Here is a 14,433-nt window from a genome sequence, read left to right as displayed (position 1 = left end):
GTGTCTCACCCACCTCGTATATCACAACACCTCAAACCCGACATCTTGTTTTGCGCGGGCTATAGCTGAAGGCATGCCACAACGGAGAGTTGCCACTCGATAGAGAGATTCTCCATTCTCCTCATTGTTTCTGGTTTGATAAATTCCTCGACTTATGCGCTCTAAGAGACCAGCCTTTAGCATGCGCATGAGACATGCCTTGTTCAAGCCATGAGCTAATGCTTCTTGCACTGAAAAAGGCTTTGTTCTCAGCTGAGTTGGTATATATTTCTTCATTGATACTAATTTGACACAGATTTAATATTGCGTCAAGATAGTTACATTCCTCTGGTTCTTTAGAAGTCTCTTTTATTGACAACCAAGCTCTGTTTCTGCATGTTCGGCTTTCATTTTCGGGGCCGTAGCTCAGCTGGTAGAGCGCTTGCATGGCATGCAAGAGGCCAGGGGTTCGACCCCCCTCGGCTCCACAATTTATGAAATCGATATTTCCGGGAAACGCGCGTGACCAATTTGTGACCAATCGACTCCGCAATGATCCGAGATTGTCCGTTTTTCTCCGACATCCAAAGATGGTACTCAGTTGTAGGTTTTGATTGACAACCTGTTGTAATAAAAATGTTTTCTTTGTAATAAGTACAACTTAGAAAGTTCTGGAGCTGAACAGTCGAAGGGGCTATCACCACAATGGCATTGTGGGGGTCAGGGGTTCGAGCCCCCTCGGCTCCACCAGCCTTCGCTCCTCATTGAATCGGTGGGGAGCTACGGCTTGGCACGCTAAGATCTATTCAAGAAGAGATGGGGCTCGTCTTCTCAATTCACCATTCAAGCGTTGTGTGACGATAGAATGATCGAGGCTGTGGGCATCGTTGAGACCGCCTCCAGCGGCTTTCATTTTTCGGACCTTATGGTGTGCAAGTTCATGCGCCAGAATTTCTAAGACATCATTGATCTCTCGACGCTGATCTGTTCCATAAATAGTCATCGGAACATAAATTTTTGATTTTTGTTTTGGGTTCGCGCTTCCTTCATACAGTCCAGCATATCCCATCGCAGCATGACGTGATTCAAGAAGTTGGATGTCAATATCGCTAAATTCTTCTCCTAACATTCCCACTGCACGCTGTAATATTTGTATAAATCTTGCTCGTTCTTCCGGAGTTTCAACCAGATTTCTCAGTCGATCGATGCGATCAATTTCACGTTCAAGCGCAATACCTAAGTGAAGACCATGTTGAACATCTGCTGCCGTCATCAAGCCTTCAACAATTGATTTTTTTGACATCATTGCACGAAGCTCGCTTGCAATGGCTTTTTCCACTTCAGCCACCACTTCACGTGATTGTTTCAGAATATCTTCCTTCTTTATTTTTCCCTGTTCAACCAGAGCGGTATCAATATCCATATATAAAAAAACTTCCTGGCTGACGCTCTGTCCGAGAAAGATATTTAAATGTGTATATTTTTTATCAAGTTCGTTTGCCAGATTTGAATTTTTATATGAAGCATAATACCCATCGCCTTCTTTGATATCAAAAGCTCTTCTCCAGGCTTCTTTAATAAAGAGGTCAGCGAGTGTCTGGAGGGCAAGTGTTGCAGGTTTACTTATGCTTTCAGAAAAGAGCCGTCGTGGAGGAACGAAGTTATAGGAGCGATAGACAAGATTTCCTTTCAGGCTTGTTGCTGTTAGTTTACCATCAAGGCGTTCGACCAAACTTGGACTACGGACATCATATTCTAATACTGTTCTGACGAGCGCATTGATAAAATCTTCATCCGGTGTTCCGTGATCGAGAGCTTCCCAGGAGAGACGATTTTTCAAGAAATCGAAATCAACTGGACTTCCTGTTCGTAACATTTGTGCCTGTTCAAGCAGAAGTTTCGCAACATCAGGGGCAAATAATTTTGCTTTGGGACGACAACTTTTTTCTTTCAAATTGAGTTTTGCAAGTTGTTCGAGGGTTTGAAGCGCTGCTTCACGAGACTGTGAAAGATATTGTGAGACCTCTTGTGAAGAGAGAAGTTCTTCTCCAGATTTTCCTTCATTGAGAGTAGATTCCTTGATATCCCATCGCTGCTTCTTCCGGAGTCAACATTGCGACGTCTACATCAGAAAAATCTGGATCTTGCACTGCATATGCTTTTACGGTTCGGTTCAATTTATTTACAAAAGGTTCAGTCTCAGATCCATCAGCATATTCGCGCATGGTTTCAATATGCTGAGTTATTTGATCTAAGGGCTCCTTTTCTGGAGGAAGAGGGCCAAGTGCGAGCTCTTTTTGTACTTTCTTATCTTCCTCATCAAAAGAATGCGTATGGGTTACAACATAGCTTGCAGTAGCAGCAGCAAAGATTTCTTTAACGAGACTCACATCTTTCATGACCTCTTCAAGGGAAGCGCGAAAATCCGTTTTAATTTGTTCAAGAGCTGCATGTCGTTCCTTACGAAAATTTCCAGACGCATCAGCTATTCCTTCAATCATTAGTGACATTTTAGAGAAGGAAAACTCAGGGGTCATTTTTACAACTGGGAATTTTTTGCTTAATTGTTTGAGATACATTGATTCCAGGTCATTTATTTCCTTAAGACGTGGCCGAAAAAGTCGTATCCACGCTTCTTGTAAGAGACGATGTGTTGCAAGGAGCCATATCTCTTGCGTGGCTTCTTCAACATTACTGGGAAACAATTCAGAAGGCGGAGTGAGTTCCTCTTCGTTCCATTCAAGAAGTATTTTTACATGGTTGCTTGGATATCCAGATCGCAGAGGATCGTAGGTACCCGTGTCACTTTTAAAAGAAAGTGCGGTCATTAAATTTTCGATGACTCGCGAATCAGGTTGCCCGAGAGGTGTTTTTTCGCCTGGAAAATGATCGAAGATGGAGTTGTAATTGAGAGTGTGCCCTGTACGTGCCATTTCTACAAGTCGAAGAACCTCTTTTCGAACATCTTCTGTAAAAAGAGGGGCGCGTAGCTGGCAGGAGTTTGGGAGTTTCATTTTGGTGAGTTCATCGAGTGTTTTGAGTCCATCAACTTCATGTGTTTTCAGATAAAAGCTCACTTCTTGGCGGGAAAAGAGGGAGCTCTCATCAGGTTCGAGTTCATCAGTGATAAAGCTTGCAACGGCATCCTCTAAAGCAACTTGCTCAGACCAACATAACTGCTCTTTTATTCTTTTCAATGTCATGAAGTACTTATCGCTTCAAGACCCATTTGGTTGCGTTCTTTTTAAAAATGCAGTCCGACGAGAAGAGCTCCGATCACAGGGACGCTACCGTTGAATTTATCAGCCATGACCATGGTTCGAAAACGGACGTCGACGTTGATGTCGGCGTGACGGAAGAAAAGAACACCGACATTTCCTGCAATGCCGAAGCCACTTTTCCCCTTCGTGTTGTTATCATCGATATGGACAAATCCAAGATCAACGCCAGTATAAAGAGCGGTCGTGCGCGCATTGATCGGAACATAATGTCCACCCACACTGAAAGACGACGCATTCATGCGCGCATCATTCATGCCGAATTGCAAATCGCTTCGAAGTTCCACGAGAAAATCGTTGATATCCCACATGTAGCCAATTCCCAACGCATACATAGTTTTATGCGAACGAAGAGCATCGGAGAACGGCAAAGCTGCGCCCAGAGCGATTTCCCAGCCAGAGATCGATTTCACGCGAGTTGGCTCATCTTGTTCTTCTTTGAGTACCGTTCCACGTTCTGCAGTCTGTTCAATTTCTTTTCCTTCAATAATGGCACTGACAACTCGAGCAACTCCGGTATCAAGTTCATCAAAATTTTGAAGCTTCGCTTTCTTCGTTTGAGTCCAGGTTTTCTCTTTCTCGGCTGTAATAATGAGAATATAGGTGTGTTCAAGGCGTGTCAGTTCAGGAAAGAGTTGTACGTGAGCATTTTTTTCGACGAGTGTTGCTTGGGAATGTTTCGCGACTTCGTTTCGAACGAGTCTTTCAAAAATTTCAAGCTTATGAACGTCGACTCCAGTTCCAATGGCAGGGGCCACAGAATATGTTGTCTTTGCATGCACTGTCATTGTACAGAACGTGCATAAAAGAATGGTTGTGGTAAAAAGTAGAGTTTTCATCGTGCTCCTTATGTAATGAAATGTGACGCTATTGTTATAGTAAATTAACTTTTCATGGGTAAGATGTCATTCCTGCGAAAGCAGGAATCCAGATATTTATGAGCCTTTCTGGATCCCCGCCTTCGCGGGGATGACAATATCCTATTTGAAAATTAAATAACTATATGTCGTGAAGAGTATGAGAGGTCAAGCAGAGGATATGATGATGACACAGCGACTTACCGACATGTTGAATGTTTATTCAGACGTACAACGACGTTATTTTTTAGCTCTTTTTGATCAAAAAGATCGAAAAGAGACATGTGTCGATTTGTCAGATTCCGATTTTCTTTTTTTTTCTTCGATGAGTGTTGCAAAAAGAAATCGATATCTCGTCGATATGCGAGCTCTTTGTCGGAATCAAAAACTTCTGGATCAAGCGCGCGAGCTTCGAGTCGTGGTGCTTGAAATGAATGCGGGTCTGGGAACATCGCTTGATATCCATGCTACAGAAGGTGAATCCAAAGCAACGGCAGTGACATTTCCAACGACGATAGAAGAAATTTCAATTTTAGAAGCGAAGTTTTTACATGCGTTACGAAGACGAACCGACTTTCGTTCTTTCGGTATCATTCCTTGGAATAGTGAACGAACTCAAAAAGGATGGGATCGCATTGCAAAAAAATATGTGTCGCAGTTTCGTGAAGCAGAGATCAAGTTTTATCCTCATCATCTTCAAGCTGATTTCCCTCGATTGAAGAGCAGCTCACATGAACCTTTAGAAGAGGGTCGAGAAGAAGATCGTTTTGCTCCTGGTGGGCATGGACAGATTTTGTATCACCTTTATTTTTCAGGGGCATTCAAGAAATTAGCGGATGAAGGGATTGATATTTTGGTTCTTGCCAATTCTGATAATATCAGTGCAACAGCAAATCCATTTATTGCAGCGTTTCTTGCCCGGGAAAAAATTCCTGCTGTGATAGTGACCACTGATCGAACTGATAAAGATATCAAGGGAGGGATTCTTGCCCTTTTTCAAGAGCAATTGCGCTTAGTTGAAATCGGTGAGATCTTGCCAAACCAAGTTGGTTTTTTTCAATCTCTCGGTTTGAAAAAAAATCACAAAACCCAACCTTTTAATACAAATACTGTTTATATTTCTCTTCCGGTGCTCCTTCAATTTCTTCAATCAATGACGGAAGATGAGAGAGAGCAATATCTCGTACCGAAGCTCATTGTGAATAAAAAAAGAGTTGTCGTGAATGGAATTGAGAAAGAAGTGGAACAACTTGAAGGAGCAATTGGATCTGTTGTTCTTAAATTTCCTGACACGAAACTCATCAATGTTCGTGTGGCTGATCGCATCTCACAATTTGCGCCAGTGAAAACAAATAAAGATGTTGAATATCTTTATCAGAGTGGACATTTTTTCTTTGATCTTGAAACCGCGACGTTGAAGGTATGTGAAAAGGCCGTAGGAGGCGAGCCTCGAGCGGCGTCTTCAGACGCTGGAAACGAAGCCTCAATGCACAGCAGGCTGAAGCGCAGGCAAAAATCCGGCGTTTGAGGATTTTTGACGTAGTGAGAGGTCGCCTCCGAGAGACTTTTCACTGAGATCCGAGCTTTTTTTCAATAATTTTTTCTTGAAGCTCAAACTGATGAAATCGATTGAGTCCAAGTTTATCGATAGCAACTGAAATAAGTTCATTTTCTGAAAGAGATTTTGATGGTGCAAAATATTTTCCAGAATCGATTAAAGACTTTTTTGGAACCATGCCGATAATTTCACTTCCCGTTACGTTTGTTCTCAAAGTCTTTGCAAGCTCACAACATGTTTCATAAACAAGATGAAGCGGTGTTGCATTGATATCATGCAGATTCGTGCTTATTTGTGCACAGTGATATTCCGGTATGAACCAGCCCATGGCTTGACAGCCTTTGAGTTTCTTCCCAGTTCCTGATTCGCGAATGAGAGATGCAATTTTTTTTGCAAGGCTGACATCTTTTGTGTCGAGATGAATATTATACGCAATCATCAGCTCACGTGCGCCGATCACCAGAGCTCCGCTTTGAGGAACGAATTTTGCGAGACCGTAATCAGGTTTCCAGAGAGGATCTTGTAACTTTTGTTCGAGGCCTTCATATTCACCTTTGCGAATATCATGAAGGCGAATGCGTTGATCATTCGTTGCTGCTTTTGCATACATATAGACAGGAATTTGGAGTTCATCTCCAATACGTTTTCCAACTCGGTGGGCAAGTTCAATGCATTCGGTGATCGTACTTTCAAAAAGTGGAACAAACGGAAGAACATCGACAGCGCCAAGGCGAGGATGTAATCCAGTATGGGTTTGCATGTCGATGAGCTTTAATGCTTTTATGACAAATTGGTATATGGCTTTTTCAAGAGTTTTTGGATCTCCGACAAAAGTAAAAACAGTTCGGTTGGTTGATTTTCCAGAATCGACATCAAGAAGTTTTACACCTGAAAATTTTTTTATTTCTGCGGAAAGAGTATCCAGAATAATCTGATTTTTCCCCTCGCTGATATTGGGGACACATTCAATCCATTTCATGGTGATGCCCATGACATTTTTTATTGCTGAAAGAAAGAGTGAAACTTCAGGGGAAACCTGAGCGCAATAGAGGGGAAACGACGAAAAACCTAAAAAGAGAAAAAGGGTTTATGGGCCTCGTTCGAAGAAATATCTGAAGGTCAAGCATCGCAACAACAAATCAGCGGTTCTTGAATGAAAACGTGATCGGAAAACTCAAACGATTTAAAATTTTGAGCGATCGCTACCGCAATCGCAGAAAATGATTCGGACTTTGCTTCAACCTTTGATTTCTTCTCTGCCTATATCATGAGAGTGAGTATGAGAATGCTGTTGAGTTTCTTGAATAAATCTTTATAATTACTTAATATTTAAAGAAAATATGAATGACAAAATTGAAAAAAAGGTCAGTGAATACGTGCGACATTATGAGTCAGGCTCGCCTGAAACGGAGAATGCCTTTGCTCATCTTATAGAACTTACTCAGGGCACTCCTGTCTATGAACTTGTTCGCCGTCTTCCTGATGTTCTCCGACAACAGCAACCGCAGTCAGTTCTCTCTCTGTACCAACAATTACGAATTCCTGGAACCGAGCTTGTGATTCAAGATCGCCGCGACCCTCCTCCTCAAGGAAAACCGAAAGTCCCGCCAGACCAAGTGAAACCCGATGCCAAAGAGGGAAAGAAGACAACTCAGGAAGCGCACGAGGCTGAAAAAAAGAAAACGGAGACGGAGAAAAAAGTAGAAAAAAAAGAGGAACAAAAAGCCGGAGAAACTCGAAGTCTTCGGGGAGGAATTTCTGGGCTCTCTCCTTTTGAAGCTGGAAAGGATCGACTTCATCGCGTCTATGAACTCATCCGTCGTGTTTTTGAAGAAGGATTTGTGGTGGGACAAAAACAACCCGATGGCAAAACGATTTTAGGAGAAAAAACACTCGCGGGATTTAGAGAATTTTTTCAAGGCCTTGCTCATCGCACGATCGGAAAATCTATCGATCTTTCTCTTATCAATAATTTTCGTTTTCGAGGTCTCGTCCCAAAAGGTGAGGGTGCGATTGTCATTTCCGATTTACTTCTTCAAGGGGGAAAAGTTGAAAAATACGCTCGTTTCAAGGCGTTCTCAGAACTTGCGCAGCAGATGCGCTCACTGAATCCCGGTGATCTTTTTGGAAAAGAAGGTTTCACCAGTGAAAAACTTCTTTATCTTGGTTTAACGGCTTCTCAAGGACAAGAACTTTTTCAGAGCCAGAAAGAGGCACAGGGAAAATTTTTATCAGAAAGCCTGGAAGCACGCACAGCAGCAGAACTCGGTATTTCACGTGAACATCTTGGAAAAAATAAATTTGTAAAACAAAAAAAAGGACGATCTCCTTTCGGAGCATTTGTTGATCCGGAAATTTTTGAGGAATCGGCACATCGTTTTGTTCCGTGGTGGCAGTGGGGGAATTTGGGAAAACCAGGAAAACCACGTTTTGTGACCATGATTTTTTATCTTTCACTTCTTGCTCTTGCGCTTATCGGTATTGGGACCCTGACATTAAAATTTATTCCTTAGATCGCTAGAGTTCATCTCATAAATGTCTTTTGATCATTTGTTGTCATCCCTGCGAAAGCAGGGATCCAGTGTTTTCGATGCTTTCTGGATTCCCGCTTACTACATGCGGGAATGACAACAGTGGTTTACTCTTCCATCAACGTGGTGTCATTCGTTGCATCGACGAGGAGATCGGAGATGAGTGAGAGGGAAGCTTTGACATCAATGAGTTGTTTATAAAATGCTTTGGTAAGAACTAAGGCTTTAAGATGAGGAGCTCCAAGCGTCACAAAGTGTTCCACATCAGAAGCTTCGGAGATTTCAGAAGTGATAAAGACATGCATTTTTGCTTTTTTACAAAACTGCAGCGTGCTTTCAAAATTGTCTGGTGATAATTTTTCATCGGCATTGACGTCAGAATAGAAAATCGTTTTCATTCCGTAATCGCGAAAGCGTTCCACATAATCAAGCGCAGTTTTATTTGCGGCAACGGTCCATCCTGGAACCACTACCCGTCCTGCTTTGACGTCAATATGCGCTGCGATTTTTTCGGGAAAAATTTCGCAAGCTTCTTGCACCAATTTTGGATGTTGATAGGCCGTGGAACCAAAGACCACCTGTTCCACTCCTGATTCGATATAAGGGGTAATGCTTTGGATGCTTCGTGCATTGCCACCAAGAATTACTTTCGAGCCTTGCTCGATAATCTGTTGAATAAGGGGAAGATGAGGACTTGTTCCGGTGTGAGAAAAATTGAGATCGATGATAAAGAGGGTGTCGATACCGGCGCTTTGTAAATTTTTAGCCATGGCAACAATATCTTCTTGAAAAAGAGACAAAGCGGATTGTTCAAGGCGCATGGCTTTTCCATCTTTGAGATAAATCAAAGGAATCAAGAGCATAGCTACGAAAGGGTAACATATTTTGATGAGGCTCAAAAGTCTTAAAATTTAATGTTTTTTTCGAAAGCCGATGACTCGTTCTTTTTGTGCCAAGTCTCTTTTGGTGGTGATGTAGTCGTAATTGTCGATCGGCGTGGAAGCGATGGTTTTTACGGCATCAGCTTGGGTGGCGCCTATTTCGAGAAGGACCCATCCGTGAGAAGTAAGGTGAGAGGGGGCTGATAAGAGAATCTGACGAATGATCTCTAAACCATCTTTTCCACCATACAGTGCTTCGCGTGGTTCAAAGAGAAGTTCGGGTTCGCACGCTTCCATATCAGATGCTGAAAGATATGGTGGATTGGAAAGAATGAGATCAAATTTCGATGTGGAAGAAAGTTCTTCAAAAAGATTTGTGTTCAAAAACGTAACGCGATCCTGCGCAAATTGTAAATTCTCTTTTGCCAGAGCAAGTGCTCGTTCGCTGATATCAATGACCGTAAATTGTGCATTGAGAAGTTCATGTGCCAACGCCATCGTGATACAGCCACTTCCCGTGCCGATTTCCAAAATATGTAGGGGCGATCCTCCTTCGCCAAGGCTTCGGCGGACAAGCTGCGGCATTATTTCTAGCGCAGCTTCCACCAGGTGTTCTGTCTCTGGTCGCGGAATGAGAACGTCGGGAGTGACATGAAGAGGAAGAGACCAGAATTCTTTTGTGCCCGTAATGTACGCTATGGGTTCTCGTGCCTGACGGCGTTTCAGAAAAGATTCAAACGTGCGGATCTGATCTTTTGTGAGATCAGTGTTTCGTTGCAACATGAGATCAGCGCGGGTGCAGCGAAGCAGATGTGCTAAAAGGACCTCAGCATCGAGCTGTGCAGAGAGAATACCAGCGGCTTCGAATTTTTTTACCGTGAGTGTAAGGGATTCGTTAATATTCATAAAGCAGAAGCGGATTCTTTCAGTTGTTCGGTTTGAAAATAAGTACGCAATTTTGTAATGAGCTCTTCGATATCTCCATCCATGACAACACTTAAATTGTGAATCGTGTAGCCAATACGATGATCCGTAACACGATTCTGAGGGAAATTGTATGTGCGAATTTTTTCACTTCGATCGCCTGTCCCTACTTGTGATTTTCGTGTCGCAGATCTTTCGGCTTCCTGTTTTTGTTGTTCCATGTCTAAAAGTTTTGATCGCAAAATTTTCATCGCGCGAGCTTTATTCTTATGCTGACTTCGTTCATCTTGGCAGGCAACAACAATGCCTGAGGGGAGATGCGTTAGACGAACAGCTGAATCGGTGCGGTTCACTCCCTGACCTCCTGGCCCCGAGGCACGAAAAACGTCGATCCGAAGATCTTTGTCTTCGATCGTCACATCTATCTCTTCAGCTTCAGGAAGAACCGCGACGGTTACGGCCGAGGTGTGAATTCTCCCGGAGGCTTCAGTTTCAGGAACGCGTTGCACACGATGAACACCACTTTCGTATTTTAATTTACTGTAAACACTTTTCCCAGAAATGAGGGCGATGAGTTCTTTGAGCCCGTTCCGTCCGGTGGAACTTTGTTCGAGAATTTCCACATTCCATTTATTCACTTCGGCATAGCGTTGGTACATGCGAAAAAGATCGGAAGCAAAAAGCGCTGCTTCTTCACCACCTGTCCCCGCGCGGATTTCCAGAAGAATATTTTTTTCATCATTGGGGTCCGGTGGAAGTAAAAGCATCTGTAATTCCGCTGCTTGTTTTGACTTTTCCTCTTCGAGTTGCAGAAGCTCTTCTCGCGCCATTTCACATAAGACTTCATCTTTTTCTTCTGCAAGTAAACGACGGTTTTGTTCCAGATCGCGCTTGTTTTTTTGATATTGTCGATACACCTCGACGAGCCTCTTTAAGTGAGCATGTTCTTGAGCAAGTTTTCGATATAAAGGTTGATCAGACAAAACAGTAGGTTCGGAAAGTCTTTGGGTCAATTCATCGAAACGTTTTTCAACTGCTTTTAATTGTTCAAACATGTGCGCCTCCCAAGGAATGAGGGATAGAAAAAATGGAGGCAGCTATGAAGGTTTCGTTTTTTGGTATCTTTTCTGGAATCGTTCGATTCGTCCTGCGGTGTCGACAAGCTTTTGTTTGCCCGTAAAGAAGGGATGGCAGTGAGAACAAATTTCAACGCTGAAATCTTTCCCCATGGTTGAGCGGGTCTCAATTTTTGTGCCGCAAGCACAGGTGATCGTCACGTCACTGCTTTTAGGATGAATGTTTTCTTTCATAGAAACTCCATAAACAAAGCGGTGGGTCAGCTAACATGAGGGTAAAAGCTTTGCAAGCACTATCCAATCTGCTTTTTGGAGGCCTCTTTAACGGTTTTGAAGATATTCGCTTGGGAAGAGAGTTGATCGTCAGCAATGATTCGATCTAAAAAAGAGAGAATGGCTTTTGTGGACGGGGGTTTTGCAGATGAGGATTGCGTCGGAGCGGTTCCTGCTTCCAAATGATGATGAAGCGAGCGTTTATAGGGAGATCCAGCACCGGAAAGCTTTCCTTGTTTATACGTGGCATTTGTTCCAAATGCCCCCTTTTTATGAGTCTCAGACGCTAATGCTTGCGGATGTCGCTGGCCTGCTGAACGTGCCACTTGATGCGAGGATTCAGAGAGGACTTTTCGCCGAGAACCATAATCACCACCCACTTTTTTTCCTTTTAAAGGATCCATGTACTCTTGTGAATGCAATATCTTTGCCAACCCCTTGCGGGGGTTTTCTTGGTAAATAATTGGTTTTATTAATCTTTTTACATACCTTTTTCAGGAGAAATGCTTTTTTGAGGATAAGGCTTCAAAGGCTGGGGCGGTAAGGCCCCAAAAAACTAAAAAATTCCCCGCTGATCTCTGGTTGCAGTTTCGAGTTTTCCGTGTGGAAGAACAGGAAGGAGTTTTTTGAGATCATCGGCCGAAAGTTTTTCAAGTGAATTGAGAAGTGTCAGAAAACGATCGGTCTCTTTTTTCTCGAGCAAGCCTTCGGTGATGGTTGTAAATTTGTGGATATATTCAGGACGTCTGAAAGGACGAGCTCCATTGACATGAGCGTTTGCATTCTCCAAGCGCTCGGTGATTTTGGTTCCGTCGTTCATTGTCACGATGATTTCAGCTCCAAATTTTTTCTTGGATGGGTCTGCATCATGATAGGCTTTCGTCCACTCTTCACTCTCTTCCGTCCGAATTTTTTTCCACAGCTGCGCTGTCGACTGTCTGTGAGCTCTCTCGCTTGTATAACTTTTGATGTGATGCCATGTGCCGTCTTCCCAAGCGACGGCGAGAATATACATGGCGCTATGATCGAGTGTTTCACGTGTGGCATCGGGATCAAATTTTTGAGGATCACCAGAGCCAGTGCCAATCACATAGTGCGTATGATGACTTGTGCGAATCACAACTTCGTTGATTTCTGAAAAATTCAGTTTTCGTTCATGTAAACGAAACGCCATGTCGATTAAGGCTTGCGATTGGTATTCAGCCGAATGTTCTTTCGTATATGATTCCAAAATAGTTCGGCAAGATTCCCCTGTCTCGGGTAAGAAAACGGCGTAGCAGGTTTTTTTCCCTCCAAGCATCCAGGCAATCACACTATCCTCGCCTTCATAAATCGGGGTTGGAGATTTTTCGCCGCGCATCGCTCGATCTGTTGCTTCAATAGCGAGTTTTGCTGCAAATGCAGGAGCAAAAGCTTTCCAACTTGAAATTTCTCCTTTGCGCGCCTGTCGAGTAGAAAAGGAGAGATGAACACTCTGACCGATGGCATGAAAGATTGTTTCTGTATCGAGTTTCAGAAGTGTTCCAAGTCCAGCAGCGATGGCTGGAGCAAGATGGGCAATATGATCTTTTTTAAATTCGTGAAGACAAATATTTTTGACGAGATTCATTTGGATTTCATACGCCGTCAGAATTGCAGGAAGAATATCTTTTCCACTTTTATTGGTTTGCTGTGCGACTGCGATGATTGCAGGAATTGTATCTCCTGGATGAGAATAGTCAGCAGCGAGAAAAGTATCGTGCATGTCGAGTTCACGCACCGCAACGCCATTAGCCCATGCAGCCCACTCGCACTCAAAGGTTTGATCGTGTGGCATCCCGAAAAGGGTAGCTCCATCTTTTCGCGGATGCGCAAGAGCTTGCGCGCGTGCGGCTTTGATCGGGGCGCGGTTGATCGCGGCGATCGCAACTGCTGCATTGTCAATGATGCGATTGCCGACCATCTCTAATGTATCGGATTCGTAACTAGTATTATGAGCTGCGAGTTCAGCCATTTTCCAAGCAAGCTGTTCTTCTTTGGGAAGTTTCTCTTTTGAAGCGTACACACGAACATGATGCTGCTGCATGATTCCTCCTCGGAATATTCTGATAAGAATCGATCTCCAAAAGAGATAATTAATTGGGGGTGACGCCGGAGCGCTATTTCGGACGTCTTCGCATAGTCGCGAAGACTCCGGAATGCCGCAGGCGGCAGGACCCGAAAACAATAGAAAATTTTGGAGATCGATTCTTACATTCTTACCATGAAGAAGCAAGAGTGTCGTGACGAGTGATCGATGAGGCGCTTTGTGAGACTATCATGTCATGTCCAAGATTCATCAACTCCGCTTTCATCAGGTTGATAAAAATATCAAAAAAGTTTCCCATCTTTTTCCTTTAGACAATGATGATTACATTGTTTCGCGTCGTACTCTTCAGTATCTTATGAGCCTTCGCATTCCATTTTATAATCGCCGATACAAAATGGAGCTGTCGCCCTCTCTTTTAAAAGTGATGAAAAATATACTCGTCGATTCTTTTTTTCCGACGAATAGTGAAGTGCTCAAAGGATACGATTACCACTGAAAACCAAAGCTATGTTAAAGGTGCAGGCAATTCCGAAGATTATTGAAGGGGGCGGTCTGGAGTGCTTGCGAAAATGCACGAATTGGAAGCTTCTTTGTCATCCTGGGTGCAACGAAGGATCCCGTGAAAAGCACGAGATTCTTCGGCTAGCGCCTCAGAATGACATTATTATTAACAGACATTATTATTAACGCAACTTGTTTTTTGTTCGTTCGATACATAAGAGGGGTATAAACAGGAGGTGTTTATGGGAGAACCAATCAACAGAGAACCAACGAATTCGCGGGAACCTGAAGAACCAGTTCAGTATCGATGGGGAGTGAGAGAAGATATTCCTGTAAATGATGAGGGCAAAGTTCGAGTAGGACAGGTGACGCAGATATGTACGGAAACTCAAACGCGTTATACTTACGGTGGTGAAACAGTCGTGATCTGGAAGAGAAAATGCGAGCCTATTCTGAATGCGCGATATTTTGCTGAAAAACCTTCGAGTGGCGATCACGACGAATAAA

Annotated in this window: 14 protein-coding genes and 2 tRNA genes; 6 read left to right on the top strand and 10 right to left on the bottom strand. The window is 43.3% G+C overall.

What is annotated here, in order from left to right; genetic code table 11:
- The first annotated feature begins 394 nt into the window (after nt 1–394).
- Together A3C46_01715 and A3C46_01710 are read left to right on the top strand one after the other, a co-directional pair.
- Nucleotides 395–470, top strand: a tRNA-Ala gene (locus A3C46_01715).
- Nucleotides 471–652: 182 nt separating this feature from the next.
- Nucleotides 653–729: transfer RNA gene (locus A3C46_01710), tRNA-Ala, on the top strand.
- A 52-nt stretch (nt 730–781) separates the two neighbouring features.
- On the opposite strand, the gene A3C46_01705 is transcribed toward A3C46_01710, so the two are convergent.
- From A3C46_01705 to A3C46_01695, 3 genes are all read right to left on the bottom strand, one after another.
- The gene (locus A3C46_01705; GenBank protein OGQ23635.1) at nt 782–1,933 is read right to left on the bottom strand and encodes a hypothetical protein; all 1,152 of its coding nucleotides are present in this window, start codon (nt 1,931–1,933) and stop codon (nt 782–784) included.
- A 106-nt stretch (nt 1,934–2,039) separates the two neighbouring features.
- Complete coding sequence (locus A3C46_01700; GenBank protein ID OGQ23634.1) at nt 2,040–3,182, bottom strand: hypothetical protein; 1,143 nt, start codon at nt 3,180–3,182, stop codon at nt 2,040–2,042.
- A 41-nt stretch (nt 3,183–3,223) separates the two neighbouring features.
- Nucleotides 3,224–4,096, bottom strand: a complete 873-nt coding sequence (locus A3C46_01695) for a hypothetical protein (GenBank protein ID OGQ23633.1) — start codon at nt 4,094–4,096, stop codon at nt 3,224–3,226.
- A gap of 178 nt (nt 4,097–4,274) precedes the next feature.
- Between A3C46_01695 and A3C46_01690 the strand changes: the two genes are divergently transcribed.
- Nucleotides 4,275–5,642, top strand: coding sequence for a hypothetical protein (locus tag A3C46_01690; protein ID OGQ23632.1), 1,368 nt, complete (start codon nt 4,275–4,277; stop codon nt 5,640–5,642).
- A gap of 40 nt (nt 5,643–5,682) precedes the next feature.
- On the opposite strand, the gene A3C46_01685 is transcribed toward A3C46_01690, so the two are convergent.
- Nucleotides 5,683–6,663 (bottom strand): glutamate formimidoyltransferase, encoded by a 981-nt coding sequence (locus A3C46_01685; protein OGQ23631.1) that lies wholly within the window; start codon nt 6,661–6,663, stop codon nt 5,683–5,685.
- A 349-nt stretch (nt 6,664–7,012) separates the two neighbouring features.
- Between A3C46_01685 and A3C46_01680 the strand changes: the two genes are divergently transcribed.
- A complete protein-coding gene (locus A3C46_01680; GenBank protein ID OGQ23630.1) occupies nt 7,013–8,185 on the top strand; it encodes a hypothetical protein in 1,173 nt (390 codons plus the stop codon).
- A 125-nt stretch (nt 8,186–8,310) separates the two neighbouring features.
- On the opposite strand, the gene A3C46_01675 is transcribed toward A3C46_01680, so the two are convergent.
- The 6 genes from A3C46_01675 to A3C46_01650 all read right to left on the bottom strand — a co-directional run bounded on the left by A3C46_01675 (nt 8,311) and on the right by A3C46_01650 (nt 13,422).
- On the bottom strand, nt 8,311–9,066 hold the full coding sequence (locus tag A3C46_01675) for a hypothetical protein (GenBank protein OGQ23629.1): 756 nt from the start codon (nt 9,064–9,066) through the stop codon (nt 8,311–8,313).
- Nucleotides 9,067–9,114: 48 nt separating this feature from the next.
- Complete coding sequence (locus A3C46_01670; protein OGQ23628.1) at nt 9,115–9,990, bottom strand: protein-(glutamine-N5) methyltransferase, release factor-specific; 876 nt, start codon at nt 9,988–9,990, stop codon at nt 9,115–9,117.
- Nucleotides 9,987–11,063, bottom strand: a complete 1,077-nt coding sequence (locus tag A3C46_01665; protein OGQ23627.1) for a peptide chain release factor 1 — start codon at nt 11,061–11,063, stop codon at nt 9,987–9,989. Before A3C46_01665 ends, A3C46_01670 begins: the two co-directional genes overlap by 4 nt.
- A 42-nt stretch (nt 11,064–11,105) precedes the next feature.
- A complete protein-coding gene (locus tag A3C46_01660) occupies nt 11,106–11,318 on the bottom strand; it encodes a 50S ribosomal protein L31 (protein ID OGQ23626.1) in 213 nt (70 codons plus the stop codon).
- 59 nt (nt 11,319–11,377) lie between these two features.
- Nucleotides 11,378–11,761 (bottom strand): hypothetical protein, encoded by a 384-nt coding sequence (locus A3C46_01655; protein ID OGQ23625.1) that lies wholly within the window; start codon nt 11,759–11,761, stop codon nt 11,378–11,380.
- A gap of 152 nt (nt 11,762–11,913) precedes the next feature.
- A complete protein-coding gene (locus A3C46_01650) occupies nt 11,914–13,422 on the bottom strand; it encodes a 2-methylcitrate dehydratase (GenBank protein ID OGQ23624.1) in 1,509 nt (502 codons plus the stop codon).
- A gap of 238 nt (nt 13,423–13,660) precedes the next feature.
- Here A3C46_01650 and A3C46_01645 point away from each other — a divergent pair, with 238 nt between their 5' ends.
- Both A3C46_01645 and A3C46_01640 read left to right on the top strand, forming a co-directional pair.
- Entirely contained in the window at nt 13,661–13,921 is a 261-nt protein-coding gene (locus A3C46_01645) for a hypothetical protein (GenBank protein OGQ23623.1), read from the top strand.
- 247 nt (nt 13,922–14,168) lie between these two features.
- Complete coding sequence (locus A3C46_01640) at nt 14,169–14,432, top strand: hypothetical protein (protein OGQ23622.1); 264 nt, start codon at nt 14,169–14,171, stop codon at nt 14,430–14,432.
- Nucleotide 14,433 lies beyond the last annotated feature (1 nt).

The sequence above is a fragment of the Deltaproteobacteria bacterium RIFCSPHIGHO2_02_FULL_44_16 genome (genome assembly GCA_001798185.1).
GTDB lineage: Bacteria > UBA10199 > UBA10199 > 2-02-FULL-44-16 > 2-02-FULL-44-16 > 2-02-FULL-44-16.
The sequence above is the reverse complement of the archived record's forward strand: the minus strand, read 5'-3'. Positions and strand labels throughout refer to the sequence as shown.